An 18661-nucleotide genomic window follows, 5' to 3' on the forward strand; every position below is an offset into this window, starting at 1 on the left:
GATGCGCCTCGATACGGCCGCCGTGAAGCGAGGATGCCGCAAAAGCGAAATCGCCGAGTTCCGCCAGCTCTGCAGGGCCGAGCTCGATCATTTTCGCAACGCGGCGAAGGCGGAAGGACCGCTCATCGTCGGCTGCACCCAGGAGGCCCCACTGTTTGGCGACGAGGCGAAGGGGCGTTCGGGGAAACTGGATTTCATCAACCTTCGCGAGACGGCCGGCTGGTCGGTGGAGGGAACCAAGGCAGGCCCAAAAATGGCAGCACTGCTCGCCGCTGTGTCCGAGGCTGCGCCTGCTTTTCCGTTTGTCACCCTATCGAGCGAAGGGGTGATCCTGATCTATGGCCGCGACGAACTTGCGGTCGAAGCTGGTCGATTGCTTGCCGATCATCTCGACGTGACGATCATGATCACAAAGCCGTCACAGATTATGCCGCCGGCGACGACATCCTTTCCGATCGTCCAAGGAACGATCCGTAACGCCAAGGGCCATTTGGGGGCCTTCGAGTTGACGGTCGACGACTATGCGGCCCCCCGCCCCTCCTCGCGCGATAAGCTCGTCTTCGAGGCTCCGTGCGACGGCCTGACTTCGCGCTGCGACATCGTCCTTGATCTCTCCGGCGGGAAACCGCTTTTTCCTGCGCATGACTTGCGCGACGGCTATCTCCGCGCGGATCCGCGGGACCCGGCCGCGATGCTGCGTGCGGTGCTCAGGGCACGCGACCTCGTCGGCAACTTCGACAAGCCGAAATACGTCAATTTCACCGCAGAGATCTGCGTCCATTCGCGCTCGAGGCTGACGGGTTGCCATCGCTGTCTCGATCTCTGCCCGACCGGAGCGATCACGCCACATGGCGATCACGTCAAGATCAACGCTGAGGTCTGCGCCGGATGCGGCCAGTGCGCCGCGGCCTGTCCGACGGGTGCAGCAACCTATGCCCTTCCGCCGCCCGATGCGCTGCTGCACAAATTGCGCGCAATGCTTTTGACCTACCGCGAAGCCGGCGGCTCCGGTGCGGTCGTGCTGCTGCACGACACCCAACATGGCAGCACGCTGATCGATGCGCTCGCCCGCCACGGCGACGGGCTTCCCGCCAATGTGCTGCCGTTCCCCGTCAACGAGGTGACACAGGTTGGATTGGAAGCGGTCGTGGCATCCTTCGCCTATGGCGCAGCGGGGATACGCTTTCTCCTCCGCGCGAGACCTCTGCACGACATCTCCGGGCTTTCTCAAACCATAACGATGGCTGATGCCATTGTTTCCGGATTAGGTTTTTCGGGGCGCCGGGTTGCGACTATCGAAACGGACGACCCGGACGTGCTGGGCGAAGTGCTGCGGTCGATTGAACCCGCGCCGGCCGTGGAGCGTCCCGCAACCTTCAAGACGGTAGGCAAGCGGCGCGACCTGCTTCGCTTCGCTCTTCACGAACTGCACCGCGTTGCGCCTGTGCCGACCGACGTCATTGCGCTGTCCCAGGGCGCGCCGCTTGGTACGGTTACCGTCAATACGGACGGATGCACTTTGTGCCTGGCCTGCGTGTCGGCCTGTCCCACCGGGGCTCTCCGCGACGATCCCGAACGTCCCGTGCTTAAATTCGTCGAAGATGCGTGCGTGCAGTGCGGATTATGCCAGAGCACCTGCCCGGAAAAGGTGATCACTCTGAAGCCGCAGATCGATTTCCGGGCCTCAAGGGCTCCGGCACGGATCATCAAGGAGGAAGAGCCGGCGCTTTGCATCCGCTGCAATAAACCCTTTGGGGTAAAGAGCACGATCGAGAAGATCGCTGCGAAACTCGAGGGCCGACACTGGATGTATCCCGCGGGCGACAAGCGGCTGGACGTGGTCAGAATGTGCGCGGACTGCCGCGTCACCGCCATGAGTGAACAACAGTTCGACCCGTTCGCCGGCGTGCCCGAACGCGCTTCGCCTCGCACGACCGATGATTATCTCCGTGAGCGTGAGACCAAGCGTTAGCTACTTGGCGGTGGCGCGCGCCAGGAAATCCGTAAGCGCCTTGCGATCCTTCGCGGATCCAATCCGCTGCTCCGGCATTTTTGTGCCAGGCGTATAGGCGTTCGGACCGAGTTCGAACAATTTTGACACGGTCTCGGGCGTCCACACGATGTCCATCGCTTTGAGCGCGTCGGAGAAGCGATAACCAGGCAGCGACGCGATCCTGCGGCCGTACAAGCCCGCAAGCGTGGGGCCGGCGCGCTGCGCGTCTTGCTCGGACAGGGTATGACAGGCAACGCACGCCCTGAACACCTCGGCCCCGTGATCTCCCGTATAGGCTGCAAGCGGATCGCGCGGCGTGGCTTGCAACGATGAGCCGATGGGGGCGCCGGTCAGCGCGTTCCAGCGCCGGATCCTGCCGTCGACGCCGCCCGTCAGCAATGTTGCGTTGTCCGGCAGGAAAGCGACCGACCACACGGGCGAACCTGTATCGACCAGGCTTCGCGCGATGCTTCGCGCCTTTCGGTCGATGACCGCCACGACACCGCCAATTCCTGCAGCAGCGACCGACGTGCCGTCTGGAGAGATCGACAACGCGACAATCGGCGTCTGGCCAGCTTGCACCTCGCCGCTTTCCCGGCCCTCCGACATCAGAAAGCGTAGCTTGCCATCAGCACCACCCGTTACGATCTCGCCGTCAGGCGCGACTGCCACGGCATTAAGGGGTGAGCCCAGCGTGATGACGTTTGGGGTGCCACCCGCCAATGGCCAGATCCTCAGTTCACGATCGTAACCCACGCTCACCAGCGATCGTCCATCCGACGTGAATGCGACGCCGTTGACGTTCTGCGCATGCCCCTCCAGCACCTGCTGCGCGCCATCGCCGAGCGACCAGATACGAACTGTATGGTCCCAGGAGGCAGAAGCCACTCTTGCGCCATCCGGCGAGACTGCAAGTGAAGCGATCGGCGCACCATGGCCCTCGAAAACCTGATCCGGCTGCTGCCGGCCAGGCGTCCAGATCGCTACCTTCGCATCCGCTCCGGCAGTCACCATCCGCCCATCCTTCAGGAAGGCCACCGCGTTCACCGCATCGGAGTGAAAGCGAAGGACCTGCTCGGCGGCTTCGGTCTTGAGCGACCATCGGATGGCGGCGGTGTCGAAGCTGCCCGACAGAACATTGTTGCCATCACTGGAAATCGCAATCGCCCGCACGGGCCCACCGTGACCTGTCAATTGCGCTGGCGCCGGCGCTGAATGCATCGCCAGCAGAGCGGCAACGATGCAGAGACTGGTGCTGAGACGTGGGACCCAATTCATCTGCGGCTTACAGGTCGTTCGGGCATGTCGTCGGTGTTGACACGGCGTACGTGCACTCGCTCGGTCTCGTCAATGATTGAAGCCGTTATCCGGTTTCCATGCTGCACCGCAGGACGGGCATGGCTCCGCTACTCAATGCCGCAACGGCTGTTGTCGGCTTGAACCGGGCATAGCCTGAACCTATGCTTGATCTGACACGTCGAGGACGACGTCATGCAAATACGACCTAAAACGTATCTGCATTTCATTTCGTTGTGGCGATCACTTCGCAATGCGATACCGCCACACCATGACGATGTGCCCGCTGAAACGTCACCGTTCCTCATCTATACCGCGGCCGTGCTGATGCTTCTCTTGGCCATTCTGGAACTGGACGCTCATCGAGGCGAACTGGAATTGCTCGGCCTTTTGGGGAACGACTACCCGATTCCGCCCGCTTTCCTGGGCCCGTAGCCCCGCCTCTCGACCACGATTTCGTTCGACCTCGCAGGCTCAAGCGCATCTATTTGCGAGCCCTGGCTGAACGGTCTGCTGCGCGGCCTTCTGCCTAAAGCGCGATGAGATTGGGATGAATCGTCATCGCGCTTTAGGTTGTTGTTTGAGCATGATCTTTTCGGAAAACCGCTGCGCACTTTTCCGGATCATGCTTTAGCGCTTGGAATCCCGCGGAAAGACCAATGACCGATCGTCAAAATCGTCGACCGGCAGTTTGTCTGCGCTTCGACCGCTTTGCATGCCCTGCAATGTCGACGTGCTTGATGTTCCGGCGCGCCCGACCGTTGCGTTCGAGTGTGATCGCGGGATGCCGGTCACAGCAGCAAGCAGACCAACAGCGGCGATAGAACAAATGATCAAAGGCTTCATGCGAAATCTCCTGTCCGCCAGAAATCCCCGCAGCGATCTGATTAGCGCGAAGCCTGACGTGGGGGTGTGAGCCGCCTCACACCTCCCGGGATTCTTGCGCTCAGCGCCTGTCAGGTTCCTAGTTTGGAACCGTCAGAGTCGGCTTCATCCCCGGAGCGAGGTTCGTCGACCGCGCGGCGCGGCAAGGCTTGTTGGGCGCGATTTGTTTGGCGCGCTGGTCACGAACAATCTTCGGGAGGCGTTGCGAAACAGCACGTCAGGCACGAAAATCTCAGACCATCTATCGCACCAGTTTCGCACCAGAAACGATCTCACCGGAACACAACGAACACGACCGAACGCAGACCAAAACGCGTCCAGATCAACGAAGCCGACTTCGAAGCGGCCGCATTGGCACGGGGGCGGCTCAGTTTTCGGACAATCACATCTTGATCGCATTCGCAAAGAGCCTGTCACCCCACTCGTACAACGGCCGCATGAAGTCCGATTGGGTGTGGATTGCTCGACCTTTGCGCTCGCGCCATTTTCGTCCGTAGGTATCGAACGGAAAGTGTCGCATGTAGTAGTCGCAGGTCTCTTCCCAATGGTCGACCGACAACGATTTGCCGTAGTGTTGGCAATAGAGGCCAGTCGCCACGCGTTCAACGCCACCCGGCTCGCGCGCATGGTGCTCTGCGAAGGTGACCTCCAACCGGTTTCGCCACAACATCAGAATGTCTCGCCGTTCCGGACCGAAGAAACGACGAAAGTCCAACAGTTCGCAATCGGCCTGATAGGGTGCATGATCCCCAGGAGTCATATAGGCGTCGAACAGTTGAACCCGCACGCCGTCGCATTCTCTAGAATGCGTTCCTTCTATGAATCCGCGTAAATCCCCGGTAACGCGCTCATCCGCATCGAAGCAAAACATCCAGTCGAACTGCAAATGCTCGCGCGCCGTCTGCAACAAGAGGCCGCGATGCCGACCCTCAGCAATCCGGCGCGCCTCGATGTCAGCTTCCCACGACCGATTTGTCACAATCAGAGCGACTTTCGGATGTTCGCATAGAATCTCCAGCGTACGATCCGTGCTCGCGTCATCATAAGCGACAATCGCATCGACCTGCTTGCCCACGTAATCCAGTGTGTCTCTGAGAATAAGCGCTTCGTTACGAACGCGGGTAGCGCCGATTAGAAGGTGCTTGTCACCCAATAGACCTGTGTTGCAAGCAATGATTCGTTCGCCCTCGCGAAGTAGCCAACCAATGGTGCCCGGCATGATCGACGCCTCCCGACTATAAAAAATTGACACCAACGATGGCGGACGGGCGCGTATCAGCAAGATTAAGAACTCTCGTTGTCGCCGCATCGAGCCGGCGAGCCGCCCCTCTTGACCATCCCTCCCCATACGCGATTTCGTGATATCTTCTCGAAGAGGTTGTTAGATCAGCGAATGCAAGGCCGTGACCGCGGCCTCGCGGGTCGCCACAGGAACGAACAAATTTATCGAATGTGGTGATAGAACGTACTTTTCAACGACAATCCCACGGGATTGCAGAATTTGCATCGCCTGAAATGGCAAGTCTGAAGAAACGCCGCCGAAGCAAGTGAGGCTCACCGAACTCAAAGTCTCACGCCCTTTGCGCAAGTCCTTGCTCCTTTCCAGCGTGCGCAGCAGAGTGTCGAGCGTTTCCGACTCGCAAGTCATCATGATGCGCGTTTTTCCGGCCGTGAAAGCCGAGACGAGGACTTGCGGCCAAGATAGGCCGTTTTGCTTGAGATACTGCGCAAATTTCTCAAAACCGTGACTGAGATTCGTCGAAGCGATCTCCACATGCTCAATACGAGCCATCGAGTTGACGGCCAAGACTTTTCCGCTTTCCATTCCGATAACCTCTTTCATCACTCGCGTGCTGTGTTCGGAATTGCCCCATTTTCGTAAGAACAAAGGGATATTTTGGCTTTGTGCCAGCTCCACGCTGCGAAAATGCAAAACCTTGGCGCCCCAAAAACACATTTCGGATAAGGATGCAAAATCCAGCCGGCGCAATGGCTTTGCGTTCGCCACGACGCGCGGATCGGCCGAGCAAATTCCGTCGACCTCTTTGATAATTTCACAGCGCTCGGCCTTTAGCGCCGCAGCCATGGCGACTGCAGTGGTGTCGCTGCCGCCCCTGCCTAGTGTGGTGATCTCTTTGGTTCGCGGATTCACGCCTTGAAAGCCCGCTAAAACCACGATGCGTCCGCGACCGAGTTCTTCGAGCACGCGCGCAGGCCGCACATCTAAAATTCGCGCGGAAGAATGAGATTCGTCTGTCATTACACCGGCCTGACTCCCGGTAAAACTAATGGCTGGCGCACCGAGATCAGACAGGGCCATGCTCATCAACGACATGCTGATGCGCTCACCGGTCGTTAGCAACATATCCAGTTCGCGGCGGTTGGGATGCGGGCTTACTTGATAAGCCGCCTTAATTAATTCGTCGGTCGTCTTACCCATCGCTGAAACGATCGCCACGACGCGATGACCACGGCTGTGCAAATCGGCGAGGCTCCTCGCAACCGCGCGAATTTTTTCCGGGGTTTCTAGACAGACGCCGCCGTATTTTTGCACGATGGTCGGATTGTTGCGCATTTACGTGCGACGGCAGCTGTATGAGCGGTGGCTTGATGTTCGCTTCGCTCCGCCGGATAATCTCATGCATCTAGCTCCAAGATTGCTGCGCTCCGCGCAGAGATTTGACCACCCCCTATCGGGTTTCGCGACGTTTTTTTCCGCGCGCCAGCGCGTCTCTGAGGTTCAGAGAATAGGCCAGTGCACGCGGTTGCCCACGTACCTCTCCGCTCATCGCCTTTCACAGCTCTCCAAGTATTCGATACAAGAATCGTTTTTCTTGGCGGAAGATTGGCGGTCACGACAAGATCGGCTGGGTAACGCTAAAGGTTCTGCCGACCCGAAAAATAATCCCTGAATGAAAGTGTCGTACCGGTTTCGCCGGGAAATGGCCACACGCACGTCCTCGGACCAGCGGTGCCGCCGACCCGTCTCCACCGCTTCAAGCCGTTCGACTTGGGCACTGAGGCCCATCACCGTCCATCAGGACAGTTCTCAATACCGCGCCTCTTTCGGCAAGGCGGCCCCGCCGGATGTGTCCTAACAGAGTGGCCCGACGTCGTGTTTTCTAGGACGTTCCAAGACTTGTCAGCCTTGCACTCCCCAAAGGCCTTGCCCAAGGCAGCTAACGAAAATTTGGGTCCAGATGCTGGACATAATCGATGTGGATCAAATATCATCCACCATTGCGCGCGATTGTTCCAAGCTCCGAGAGCTTGGCGGCCGGGCCCTTGTCGGCTGAGACAACAACTGACGCCCCCCGAGCCCGTGCCTACTTTCGCTTGGTTGCCCTGAGTTAGTGCGTCGCTACCAGCAAGGTTGCGCTATGCTGAAACACTTGCTCATTGAAGTCATTGGTCACGTTTCCGGTCTCAGCGACGCGCAGCTTGAACAAATTGAGCGGTCATTGCCCGCGACCAAGGCGCTGATCGATCTTCTCAGTAAGGCACATCCGATCATCGAACAGGCGGAAACGCTCTATAATGAGGCGCAGCCGCTAATCGATCAAGCTAGGAAAGAGTGGCAAACGGTCGGCCCTGCAGCGCACATTTTGATTGATGTGATCTCACATCATCTCAACAAAGGCAGTTCGCCGGCGGAGGCCACTGAGGCAGTGCGCGCGGCGCTCGGCGGGTCAATACAGAACGTTGCGCAGGATCGTGGGATGGACCGGGGAATGAACCGCGTGACCGTGTTTGGGGGGACCGGCTTCGTTGGTTGTCGCGTTGTACGCCATTTGAGCGTCTCCACCGTTACGGTGCGTATAGCCTCACGGCATCCTGCGCGGGCCGAGGGCGACAACGCGGAACAGGTCATCGCTGATGCCCATGACGAGCGCTCTGTAGAGGCCGCCGTTATGGGTGCCGACGGCGTCGTCAACGCGATCAGCCTTTACACCGAGCATGGAGGCGACACATTTCATTCGGTGCACGTCGAAGCTGCCGCCAGGATCGCTGGAGTGGCACGGCGGGCCGGGGTCAAACGGTTTGTGCACCTCTCAGGCATAGGCGCTGACCCCACATCGCCGTCGCCCTATATTCGCAATCGCGGCGAGGGCGAGGTGGCTGTGCAAGCGGCATTCCCTGGCGCAGTCGTTATCCGCCCGGCGGTAATGTTCGCGCCGGACGACGCCTTTCTCACGACAATTCTTGGGCTGCTTCGGACCCTGCCGGCTTATCCGCTATTCGGCGACGGCAGGACGAGGCTTCAGCCGGTGTACGTGGACGACGTCGCCGCGGCGATCGCACAGGTCCTGCGGCAAACACAAAGACCGTTTCCAATCTACGAACTGGCCGGCCCGCGCGTTTACTCATACGGCGACCTGTTGCGGACCATTGCGCGCACCGCCGGATTGCGGCCAATGCTGGTGCGAGTACCCTTTGCTTTCTGGAATGCCGCCGCCGGCCTCGCTGAGATCCTGCCGCACCCGCCGCTCACGCGCAATCAGGTTGAGCTTATGCAGATCGACACGATGGTCTCGGGCAGTCGGCCGGGATTCGGTTCACTCGGAATTTCGCCGCGATCGCTCGAAGAAGAACTCAAAGCGATGCTCAAGCATACAAACGAGGAAACTCAAAACACAAATGAGGGTCGAGCCAGGTAGGGTTGAGACTTCGTTACCGTGTCACGATGTGACTACTGATGTCGGGAAGCGGCTTACCTCCGAGGTCGCGCACTAGGCCCGATAGATCGATGGTCGCAGCTCAGGGGTCAGTTCATCCGCCAAAGTTTTTACAAGAGCCGAAGGGGAATGACCCTCCCGAGTGAACCCTTAGCGTGCGGCCAGCCGCCTGGAGCTGTCCGAATTAGGACAATCGATCTGTCACATTAGGATACCCAACGGAGTGCTCCTTTTGCGCAGTCACCTCTTCACTTTGACCGGGAATAAATTGAGTTGGCCGGCTCGACTCATCCAGCCCAAGTCCGGACGGCAGGCGGCCCTACCACGCGACTCGCGAGGCGGGGTCGTTGCGTGTAGGGCTATCAGATGTGCTACCAGTTGGGCCGCAAGATGGTAGCGGGAAAAGCAGATCATGACTGACGATCAGGTCAATCTCGTGGTTCGGCACCTTTGCGAGCAGTTGCACTTGACGCTCCGATTGAAGGGCAGCGAGGCACATCCACCAAACGCCAAGGATATTGGTTTCGATCCTGCCTCTGTAAGAACTGTGTTGCTGACGTTCGGCGGGCTTCACAATCCACCACGAGGCAATCGGGGCGAGCGAAGAGCCGCCGTGGTCCTAATGAAAAGCCCAGGACAGAGGTCCCGTGCCAAGGTCCGGGTCGTACGCACCGGTCCACCTTTGAGCCGGTGACTTCCGGTCTACTCGCGTGAACGGAATTTGCCAGACCAACGCGACTGGTCGGGCTCGTGCCAATAGACGTCTTTGCGTCTACTCAATTATTTGGTCAGCTTGTGCGAGTAGTGTCGTCGGAACTACGAGCTTGAGCGCTTTTGCAGTTCTAACGTTGATCCATAACTCGACCCGTGTCGGCTGTTCGACGGGCAAGTCGCTGGCTCGTGCACCCTCAAGGATTCCTTTGACGTGGTAAGCTGATCGAATAAAAAGACGCCGTCTCGACGCACCGTAAGCGAGTAGACCACCTTCCCCGACGAAATCCGGCGATGTTGCGAAGCTCGGAATGCGGTGCATCAACGCCAACGCGGCGATGCGGCTTCGATACGCGAAACGAGGACGACTTCGCGACTCCATCGACCATCGGCCCCGGACCCGGCGAGCGCAAGAGCGCACCCGCGTTAGCATTACTTGGGCCGCTTAACGATACCAGATCGCTTCGCAGATGGCCTCCGGGTGACGATCGTTTCAATACCTTGCAGCGTCCGCGCGAATTCGGACCGCAGGTGCTGCGCGTGTGCTGCATCCTTCGGCTCAGATAAAAATGCAATCTTCACGAAGAAGCGGTTCAATCGCGATGTGACGAGAAGATTGTCAGAGTGTTGCGAGCGTAAGTTCGTGATCTGTCGTCGCATCTCAACGAGATCGAACCGGTCATCGTCGGGCTTATTCGCCAAATGAAGCTCATACCGTTGCGGTAGATAAACGAAGCCGCCGCGCCGAGTATCTTGGCGCGACGACCTCGCCATGGTGAACCCGGACGGGGCAATGTCCGGTGCAGAGAGGTTAGCGCTCCGCAGCTCGGGTGCAATCGAAGACGCGGATTAAGCTTGATGTCGTCGCGGAAGGTTAAATCTGGAACAAGCGCTACTGTGGTCTGCAGCACGCCCGCGCGTCCAGTTAAGCGCTCCTTCTCCAGCGACGTCCCGGCCACGCGATCAAGGTCGGAGCCTAGCGCTTTGGCGCGGGTTACGTCGCGCTCAATCGATCGCTCGGACTTGCCAGATTTTGCCGCCGTGTCCTTAGCGAAACTGTCCATAAGGCCGTCAAGCCGCCTTTCGCTTGGAGATCAGCTTCGCCCGTTGCGCCGACGTCAGGTCGCGGCGGATCAGGTTTTCGTCGATTTCCATATCCAACCAAATTCAACTTCACGAAGCACTCGCCCGGCGAGCGTGGCGGCCCCGCGAATTGCCGCTATCGAATGCCGCTAGCGCCGCTATTTGTTGATGTAAGTGACTGAAAAACACTTGCTGGCGCTCCCTAGGGGAATCGATCCCCTGTTTCAGCCTTGAGAGGGCTGAGCAGCAAGAGTGAGTTCGCCGCCGGAGTTGTGGCTAGGATCAAGAGCCGAGCCCCTGGTTCAGGCGGAGTTCCATCCATCAAGGACTAGGTGGTTGGCTCGAGCTTTTGTCAGAATTCGCGGCCTAGTTCACGAGTCGCGACCCGCTAGGCTGCCTTTGACGAGACTTCGACCTACGACATTTAGCGGGCAACGCGAACTCAGAACTCAATATCGAGCGCGCTTCCCCTATCGACTCACGAGTTTTGGCTTTTGGTGAAAATCGACTCATGATTCTTGGGTTTCTCGACTCGCGAATTTTTGGCAGGCCACGATAAATCAATGGGTTAAGCGACTCGCTTTTGATTGGTCCCGACACGCTTCGCGAGCTTCGGCTAGGCAAACCGGTGCCGCAAATGGCAAGCGAAGCGGCGAAGGCTGCCGCGCCGAAGCCCGACGGGCGAAGGCGGGCTGCGAAATCAATGATTTGGGCCTTGACCGAATTTTCCGGTGGACCGGCTGATTTTGTTGGAGCCAGACATGATCAAGATCGCGACACTCCCCGTTGCGACACGCGATGCCCGCGAGCGCATCCAGCGGCGGATGTGTGGCGCCGTTCCTGCCTCTCTCATTCCTGCCTCTCTCATTCCGGGACTGAACATGCGCAAGCTTCTGGCGATTTTGGTGATCTCGTGCTGGGCCACTTCGGCTTACGCACAAACGGCCGACCTCATTGTCACGAACGCAAAGATCGTGACGCTGGATCCTGCATCGACGATCGCGCAGGCGCTCGCCGTCCGCGACGGCAAGATCGTTGCAGTTGGCGGCAACGATGCCATGGAAGGCCTGATCGGGCCCGCGACGCGCCGCGTCGACGCCGGCGGACGCACGATCATTCCGGGATTGATCGATTCCCATATTCACGCCGTGCGCGCCGGCCTCACCTACGCCACCGAGGTCAACTGGATCGGCGCAAAGACCATTGGCGAAGCCATGGAACGCTTGCGCCAGGCGGCCAAAGCGCGCCCGGCGTCCTGGATCATCGTGGCCGGTGGCTGGAGCGACTTGCAATTTGCGGAGAAGCGGCGGCCGACGCTCGCCGAGGTGATGTCGGCCGTGCCCGACAATCCGGCCTACATCCAGCTGTTCTATTCGGCGCTGCTGATGACGCCGAAGGCGCAGCAAGCCCTCGGGATCTCCGCGGATCAGTTGCCGGCCGGGATCACGGCCGAGCGTGCCACATCGGGCGAAACCACGGGCTGGTTCAACGGCTCCATCGTCAGTATCTCCGCGCTGTTCGATCGCCTGCCGAGGCCCAATTTCGAAGAGAATGTCGCCGGAACCCGGCAGTTCTTCACGGAGCTCAATCGTCTCGGAATTACCGGGATCGTGGATCCCGGCGGCTTCAGCATTTATCCCAGCCACTACGCCGCCTTGCAGAAGCTCTGGCGTGAAAAATCACTTTCGGTGCGGGTCGCCTTCAGCCTGTTCGCCCAGAATGTCGGCGCTGAGTTCGAGGAGTACAAGACTCTCACGCCGTTCCTGCCGATGGGATTCGGCGACGACATGCTGCGATTCAACGGAATCGGCGAGCGGATCACCGGCGCCATGTACAACAACAACGCGCCCGACGCGGCCACCAAGGAAAAGTTCCTCGAGATCATTCGCTGGGCGGCAAAACAAGGGCTGACGGTCACCATCCATTGGCAGGAAGACAAATCCGTCCATCAGCTCCTCGACCTCTATGAAGAGGTCAACAAGGAGACGCCGATCGCGCCGCTGCGCTGGTCCATCGCCCATCTCGACAACACCTCGCCCGAAACGCTGGCGCGGATGAAGGCCCTTGGTGTGGGCTGGACCATGCAGGACGCGATGTACCTCGGAGGCGACCGTATCGTGGCGCAGGCCGGCGAAGCCGCGCGCCAGATGCCGCCCATCGTCACGGCATTGCGCACGGGCGTCCATGTCGGGGCCGGCACGGATGCGCATCGGGTCGCATCCTACAATCCGTTCGTGGCGCTGCAATGGATGCTCGACGGCAAGACCGTCGGTGGACACTCGACGCGCGGCCCGGACGAAACACCCAGCCGCGAAGAGGCCTTGCGCCTCTACACCGTGGGAAGCGCCTGGTTCAGCTTCGACGAGACGCGGCGCGGCACGCTCGAAAACGGCAAGCTCGCCGACTTCGCGATTCTCGACCGGGATTTCATGTCCGTCCCCGTCGAGCAAATTGGCGCCACGGCGTCTCTGCTGACGGTCGTGGGTGGCAAGCTCATCTACGCAGCGGATGTATTCGCAAACGCAAAATAAGAGCTGGAGGCCCGCCGTGCCGCTCTCGCGAAATCTCGGCCTATTGTCCAATGCAGCGATATTTGCTCTCGTCTCAAACCATGCAGCTCGGGCCGACATACGTTCCAGCCAGTTCCTGGGCCGCGGTCCCTTGCTGGCTGCCCGGCAGCCGCGCTCATTCAACCACCTCGTCGGCGCGTAACAGGAATGACTCCGGTACTTTCAGACCGAGTGCCCTGGCGGTCTTCAGATTGATGACGAGGTCGAACTTGGTCGGCTGTTGGACTGGCAAGTCGGCGGGCTTCGCCCCGCGCAAAATCCTGTCGACAAAGGTCGCGGCAAGCCGCCATAGGTGGGTTGCGTCCACGCCGTAGGACATCAGCCCGCCCGCCTCGACGAACTCTCGGTATTCAAACATCGTTGGAATTCGCGCGGTCAGCGCTCGGGTCGCAATGGCGAAGGTGAGTGGGACGCCGACGGCATAGAGTGCGTCCGCACGGTCCCTGAGGGCCTCGAAAGCCGATGCAACGTCCTCTGCGCGCCGGATTTCCAATATCGTCGCCTCGAGGCCGAGGGCGGAGGCCGCCGCTTGCACCTCATCCATCCTGTTTTTGAAACCGGGGCTATTGGCATTGACCATAACGGACAAGCGGCGGAAACCTGGGACAACCTCGCGCAACAGCTCGAGGCGCTTGCCGGCAAGACTGATGGGGTTGAGCGCCAGGCCGGTCGCATTGCCGTCCGGTCGGGCCAAACTTGCGACGAGGTCGCTGCCAACAGGGTCGCCAGAAATGGAGACAATTGGGATGAGCGATGTCGCGCGTTTTACCGCGAGAGTCGGAGATCCCCCCACCGTGACGATGACATTCACCTTGAGCCGGACAAACTCCGTCGCAATTTCCTTGGAGCGTTCGGTATGTCCCTCCGCAGAGCGATACTCGATCGCAACGGTCCGCCCCGCGATCCAACCGAGTTCGCGCAACCGATCCTCGAAATCCTGGGCCGACCAGGCCGGGCCCAAGAATCCGATGATGGGTAGCTTTCTCGTCTGCTCCGCCCGCGCCGGGCTCGGGCCCATAACCGCGGCAACGCCGACGAGCGTGATGAACTCGCGCCGCCTCATTGAGTTACTCGTTTGAAGCGCCCGACTGAGGCATACAGCCTAGCATTTTTCAACCGGGAGCCGAGCGAGAAAAGGGCTGGCAGCCCGCCCTAACCGTGCGACGCAATGTCCGCAACGGGTCAAAAACGGCGCTTGGGAAGTCGGCCGGTCACTTCCGGTCCGCCCCGATAAGCGGACCACTTCGCCGTTCGCTTGCACTTCGCATTGGGGCCATCAGTAGAAGTAAGCCGTCCTCACTCGATCACTTCGTCGGTGCGGGCGAGGAGCCCTGGCGGTACAGCCACGTCGAGAGCCTTTGCCGTTTTGAGGTTGACTGCCAACCAAAGCTTGCTTGGAAATTCGATGGGAAGATCGCCCGGGTGTGCCCCCCTAAGGATCTTGTCCACGAAATAGCCGGCGCGACGATAGCACCAGCGCAAGTCAACGCCATAGCTCACAAGGCCGCCGTGGACAACGTGCTCGCGATATCCGAAGACGGTCGGCAGCAGCTTTTCAAGGGCGATAGCACCGATCTGCTCGCTCATGTTGAGCAGCAGGTTCGTCTGAAGGACAACGGTGACATCGACCCCTTCGTTCGCCAGCGCAGCGAGCGCATTCGGAATGTCCTGCGCCGTACTGGCATCGGCTTCGACCACGCTGAGGCTCAAAGCCCCACAAGCTGCCCTCAAATCCCCGACTTGAGGCGGACCCTTGGGATCGTTCATGTTGATGAGCAGTCCGACGCGCCTTGCCTTCGGCACGATTTCTCGCGCGAGTTCAATTTGCTTGGTCGGCAAACCCGCGATGTAGGCCTCAATGCCCGTTACATTTCCTCCTGGGCGAGCTTCGCTGGCAATCAAGCCGAGATGGACCGCATCGGCAAGCGGGGACAGACAATCGGTATTGTCGATGTTGCCTTTCGGGCAGCGACGGCTTCCAGTGTTGCTGGCACAGCGATGATATCGGGTTTGAGCAGAGCCACCATCTCCTCAATCGATGGTACCCGGTCCCGGAAGATGTCCGTTCGCCGAATGATATCGATGTTACGGCGTTGCTCGTAGCCGAACTCCGAGAGCCCCTTAACGAAATTGCCGAACGCCAAGTCCACCATGAATTGGGGCAACGTCACCTCCGGAGGTGCAGCTCCTGCCCATGCGATGAGCGGACGTTTTCGCGCGGGCTGCGCTCTTGAGCCTTGACCAAACAATGTCGATCCTGCTGCAGCGCCAAAAACGCCGAGATATTCGATGAACTCCCGCCGTCGCATGCGTCCCCCCTGTACGGGCCACGCTATTGGCTGGTGAGGTTAGCACCTTGCAGCGGTCTGTGCGGCAATTTAGCGAGCCCGTTGCCCAACCGGCATTCGCCGGGGGATGGTCGAGATGGGTCAAAGGCTGCCCTCGGCGGCTCTATGGCGCTATTCCGCTTAGCCCTCTGAAGTGGACCGTGCGACGCTTGGCCCCGCCCTTTCCGCTTCGCCCTTTCGTCAACCAGCGAAACAACCAATTCTGAGATTACGGTGACAGTGCACTCAATGACTCCGGCCGCTTTCGCGGGTTCGATGGCTCATGAAACTGTCACCGTAATCGTGCCGAGTCGATCGCAGGGAATCTGGGGCCAAAAGGGGTCCACGTCGCCTATGTCCTGATCGACGCGGTGATTGACCTCCAATGGACGCGCGCTCGCCGTCCCGATGCACCCAACGATTTCTTTATCCAGCCCGCCGCCATCCCAATGAGGCGTGGCACGTCGCCAAACAGTCGAAGAGCGCCTGCCCTTCGGCGAGACTTGGTAGAACGAAATACGCTGGCGATACGCGAACGCAACACGACCGTTCGCGAGCTTGTTGTCACCGTCCCTCGTAAACGGGTGGACGCTTTTGTGCCTCGGCATCACGGCCTTCCTGGAAATCCCTGGTCGTGAGCAGCGCACTATATTGGACGCCGAGCTTAGCGAGCGCCGTCTGAGAGTCTTCGAGCGCCATATGGGAGGAGGCCAGGGACGTCTTAATGCCGAGAGGGCCGCATGCGGCGATCTTGTTGGCGATCTCGACAGCCTTCGCGAGAGCCGCATTTCGATTTGGGGCCACTTCCTGAACCGTTCCCATCCGGAGGGCTTCCTTCGCACCCCAATGATCGCCTGTTAGAATGAACCGCATGGCATTTCCCCATCCGGCTTCTCTGGGGAAACGAACCGTTGCACCGCCTCCGGGAAAACGGCCGTGCGTGTTCTCATCCTGACCGAACTCCGTGTCTTCCGACGCTACGCGTATGTCCGCTACAAGGAAAAGCTCGTGCGCCATATTCCAGGTGTCGCCATGCACCGCGACAACCAGAGGCTTCGTGAGCGCTGGCCTGGTCCGCCCTAGAGGGTCGATGAAGCCGGGCCCATCCATCATCTTTTTTCCAGACTGAGCGAATGCCTTGTAGGCATCGACATCGACACCTCTGGAGAAGCGGTCGCCATAGCCGAACAGAACCGCCGCACGGAGCGAGGGATCCCGATCGTACTCGTAGTATGCTCTCGCCAAGCTTTCTGTCGCATCCGGATCCAGCCGGTTGTCGATGTAGGGTCGATTGATGCCAATCAGTACAATTTGGCCTCTGCGCTCGATGGTGATCTTCGTCTGCTGATCGTACGGGATGTCCGCCATAAGCCTGGACTGCGCGGCCTCGTCGGTTCGTGATGTCATCGACTTGTCTCCCGATTTCTGGGCCTGCAACGCAACCGTCCCGAAAAGAACGGCCACTACTCACCGCGATCGGTGCTGAAAGCTGTGGTGTTGAGCAACGCCAGGCATTGCCCCATAAGTCCTGTTGGCCCCATACCAGGGAGCCGCGCCGCCAGGGAGTTCGAGGCCCATTCTGCCTGCTGGCGTTAACTCGCAGTCGTTCAATATATCCCTATTGGGATATTGCGCCTGAAACGAAGCTGGATTTTGAGTCGCCCACGTCGGGCACTGGGCACTTGCAGAGCTTATCGCGCCAATCGACATCATCGCTGCAATAATGGAAGTCCTGAATCCAATCATAATCGTACTCCGAACGGTTGTTGTTTTCGTGCGGAGCGTTCGCGCTGGCTAGAATCGGCTGCTCTGTTGAAAGCGTTTCCTGCGAATTTTTTTGACAAGGATTAGCTAGGTATGCGCTTGGGAAAAGACACGCAGTGGAAAATCACAGCTGCGCGAACGGCACATCGGCACGCTCACCATTGCGTGAGCCGCCCCCACATCCACGGATGTCTGAGGTCGGGATTGCGGTCCTAGATCATGCGTCGAGGCTGTTGAAAGGAGCCGCCGAAAACCTCTTCCTTTCGCGTTCGGTAGATGGTGACGACCTCCCGGCACGCTTTGACATTCAACCGGTGGAAATCGATCTTCAATTGATCCAGCTCGCCAACGGTTATCCGGTAGTTGGCCGCGCCCAGGAACAGCAGCGCCATCGTGGTGGGCCATGAGAAATCGAGAGACTTGGCCAGGATCAACACCGGCTCACGATCCTTCTCGATCAATGCCCGTTCCGCGACGTCTATTGGAAGCCCACAGAGCAACGACAGGGCAACGGTGGTCTCGTTGAACTTGAGAGAGTGAGCAAGTTCGAAGACCTTGTCTTCCGTCAATTCGCCTCTCTCGTGCAGTTTGGCCACCGTGCGTTTCGCCGTGAAGTAATCCTTCGACGCCGGGCCAAACCTGGCGTGAATGGCCCCGGTGACATCGACGACGACGCGATGGACCTGATGTTCGATATCCGGACGTTCCCTCTTCAGCTTTTGCCGCACCTCTTCGGAGGCTTTGGCGATCAACTGGTGGAAGAGATGTCGAGGAATATCCTTTCGAAGTCCTACCGATTCAGCGAGGATCGAATCCCCTTCCGACCGCCGCACCAGGTGCAGAAATCCGGATTTGGAGAGGTTCGCCCCGGCATTTGAAGCGACCGAGGTTACGACCTCGGGAGATCCCCGCACCACCAGGACATCGGTGACCGCTTCGGGGACCGTTTGTCGCTTGGAGATTGCAAGCAAATGTTGCTGGCTCTTGTTCTTGGCACACGCAATCAATGTCTCGGTGTCAAGGCGCTCCGACTGACTGAGAACCGGCCATGCGACATCGATGCAGTCGTCGCTTGCCATCTGCCGGGTCAACGCATAGGGCGCGTTTGAGCTGCATGCGAGCTTTCCTGCGAGCTTCGCCCGCGCGCTCGTTTCAATCTCCTGCGCGAGACGACCGATGACCTCACCGAACGTCCAGATCTGCTCCTCGGAATACGTGCCGGCGATCAGGATGTCCGCCGCATGCCAGAGCGCCCGCAGACAACTCTCGGGATTTCCTCTCGCAACTGCTTCGTCCAACTCGGCCAGGAATGACGTGATAGCAGCCATTGATGCGCTCGCAGTTTGAAAATGATCG

15 protein-coding genes and 1 tRNA gene are annotated in these 18661 nt (G+C 59.4%); 4 read left to right on the plus strand and 12 right to left on the minus strand.

Annotated features, from left to right (window positions below):
• Nucleotide 1 precedes the first annotated feature (1 nt).
• The gene (locus tag AB7Z56_RS35955) at nucleotides 2-1972 is read left to right on the plus strand and encodes a 4Fe-4S binding protein (RefSeq protein WP_063986657.1); all 1971 of its coding nucleotides are present in this window, start codon (nucleotides 2-4) and stop codon (nucleotides 1970-1972) included.
• Here AB7Z56_RS35955 and AB7Z56_RS35960 read toward each other — a convergent pair whose 3' ends face one another.
• Entirely contained in the window at nucleotides 1973-3271 is a 1299-nt protein-coding gene (locus AB7Z56_RS35960) for a c-type cytochrome (RefSeq protein WP_063985313.1), read from the minus strand.
• Nucleotides 3272-3484: 213 nt separating this feature from the next.
• Between AB7Z56_RS35960 and AB7Z56_RS35965 the strand changes: the two genes are divergently transcribed.
• Entirely contained in the window at nucleotides 3485-3724 is a 240-nt protein-coding gene (locus tag AB7Z56_RS35965) for a hypothetical protein (protein WP_063985314.1), read from the plus strand.
• Nucleotides 3725-3919: 195 nt separating this feature from the next.
• On the opposite strand, the gene AB7Z56_RS35970 is transcribed toward AB7Z56_RS35965, so the two are convergent.
• The 3 genes from AB7Z56_RS35970 to AB7Z56_RS35980 form a co-directional block, all read right to left on the minus strand.
• Entirely contained in the window at nucleotides 3920-4135 is a 216-nt protein-coding gene (locus AB7Z56_RS35970) for a hypothetical protein (RefSeq protein ID WP_085403297.1), read from the minus strand.
• Nucleotides 4136-4556: 421 nt separating this feature from the next.
• Complete coding sequence (locus AB7Z56_RS35975; RefSeq protein WP_063986658.1) at nucleotides 4557-5393, minus strand: glycosyltransferase family 2 protein; 837 nt, start codon at nucleotides 5391-5393, stop codon at nucleotides 4557-4559.
• Nucleotides 5394-5555: 162 nt separating this feature from the next.
• The gene (locus AB7Z56_RS35980; RefSeq protein ID WP_441256753.1) at nucleotides 5556-6749 is read right to left on the minus strand and encodes an aspartate kinase; all 1194 of its coding nucleotides are present in this window, start codon (nucleotides 6747-6749) and stop codon (nucleotides 5556-5558) included.
• Between the two features lie 805 nt (nucleotides 6750-7554).
• Between AB7Z56_RS35980 and AB7Z56_RS35985 the strand changes: the two genes are divergently transcribed.
• The gene (locus tag AB7Z56_RS35985; RefSeq protein ID WP_231144273.1) at nucleotides 7555-8832 is read left to right on the plus strand and encodes a complex I NDUFA9 subunit family protein; all 1278 of its coding nucleotides are present in this window, start codon (nucleotides 7555-7557) and stop codon (nucleotides 8830-8832) included.
• Nucleotides 8833-9622: 790 nt separating this feature from the next.
• Here AB7Z56_RS35985 and AB7Z56_RS35990 read toward each other — a convergent pair.
• The 3 genes from AB7Z56_RS35990 to AB7Z56_RS36000 form a co-directional block, all read right to left on the minus strand.
• A complete protein-coding gene (locus tag AB7Z56_RS35990; RefSeq protein WP_084795292.1) occupies nucleotides 9623-9994 on the minus strand; it encodes an ABC transporter substrate binding protein in 372 nt (123 codons plus the stop codon).
• Between the two features lie 160 nt (nucleotides 9995-10154).
• Nucleotides 10155-10625: a hypothetical protein gene (locus tag AB7Z56_RS35995; protein ID WP_167768314.1), complete on the minus strand. Its 471-nt coding sequence runs from the start codon at nucleotides 10623-10625 to the stop codon at nucleotides 10155-10157.
• Nucleotides 10626-10837: 212 nt separating this feature from the next.
• Nucleotides 10838-10922 (minus strand) — tRNA-Glu (locus tag AB7Z56_RS36000).
• Between the two features lie 483 nt (nucleotides 10923-11405).
• Between AB7Z56_RS36000 and AB7Z56_RS36005 the strand changes: the two genes are divergently transcribed.
• Nucleotides 11406-13175, plus strand: coding sequence for an amidohydrolase (locus tag AB7Z56_RS36005; RefSeq protein ID WP_231144272.1), 1770 nt, complete (start codon nucleotides 11406-11408; stop codon nucleotides 13173-13175).
• A gap of 154 nt (nucleotides 13176-13329) precedes the next feature.
• Here AB7Z56_RS36005 and AB7Z56_RS36010 read toward each other — a convergent pair whose 3' ends face one another.
• The 5 genes from AB7Z56_RS36010 to AB7Z56_RS36030 form a co-directional block, all read right to left on the minus strand.
• Entirely contained in the window at nucleotides 13330-14277 is a 948-nt protein-coding gene (locus AB7Z56_RS36010; RefSeq protein ID WP_063985317.1) for an ABC transporter substrate-binding protein, read from the minus strand.
• A gap of 233 nt (nucleotides 14278-14510) precedes the next feature.
• Entirely contained in the window at nucleotides 14511-15116 is a 606-nt protein-coding gene (locus AB7Z56_RS36015) for an ABC transporter substrate-binding protein (protein WP_231144271.1), read from the minus strand.
• Nucleotides 15113-15523 carry a hypothetical protein gene (locus tag AB7Z56_RS36020; RefSeq protein ID WP_231144270.1) on the minus strand — a complete coding sequence of 137 codons (411 nt, stop codon included), beginning with the start codon at nucleotides 15521-15523 and terminating at the stop codon, nucleotides 15113-15115. The genes AB7Z56_RS36015 and AB7Z56_RS36020 overlap by 4 nt, the downstream gene beginning before the upstream one ends.
• A gap of 582 nt (nucleotides 15524-16105) precedes the next feature.
• Nucleotides 16106-16948: an enoyl-CoA hydratase-related protein gene (locus AB7Z56_RS36025; protein WP_231144269.1), complete on the minus strand. Its 843-nt coding sequence runs from the start codon at nucleotides 16946-16948 to the stop codon at nucleotides 16106-16108.
• A gap of 569 nt (nucleotides 16949-17517) precedes the next feature.
• Nucleotides 17518-18633 (minus strand): DUF2336 domain-containing protein, encoded by a 1116-nt coding sequence (locus AB7Z56_RS36030; RefSeq protein ID WP_063985320.1) that lies wholly within the window; start codon nucleotides 18631-18633, stop codon nucleotides 17518-17520.
• Nucleotides 18634-18661 lie beyond the last annotated feature (28 nt).

Origin of the sequence: Bradyrhizobium sp. 482_C4_N1_8 (assembly GCF_052075965.1) — a bacterium.
In the GTDB taxonomy this organism is placed as follows: Bacteria; Pseudomonadota; Alphaproteobacteria; order Rhizobiales; family Xanthobacteraceae; genus Bradyrhizobium; species Bradyrhizobium barranii.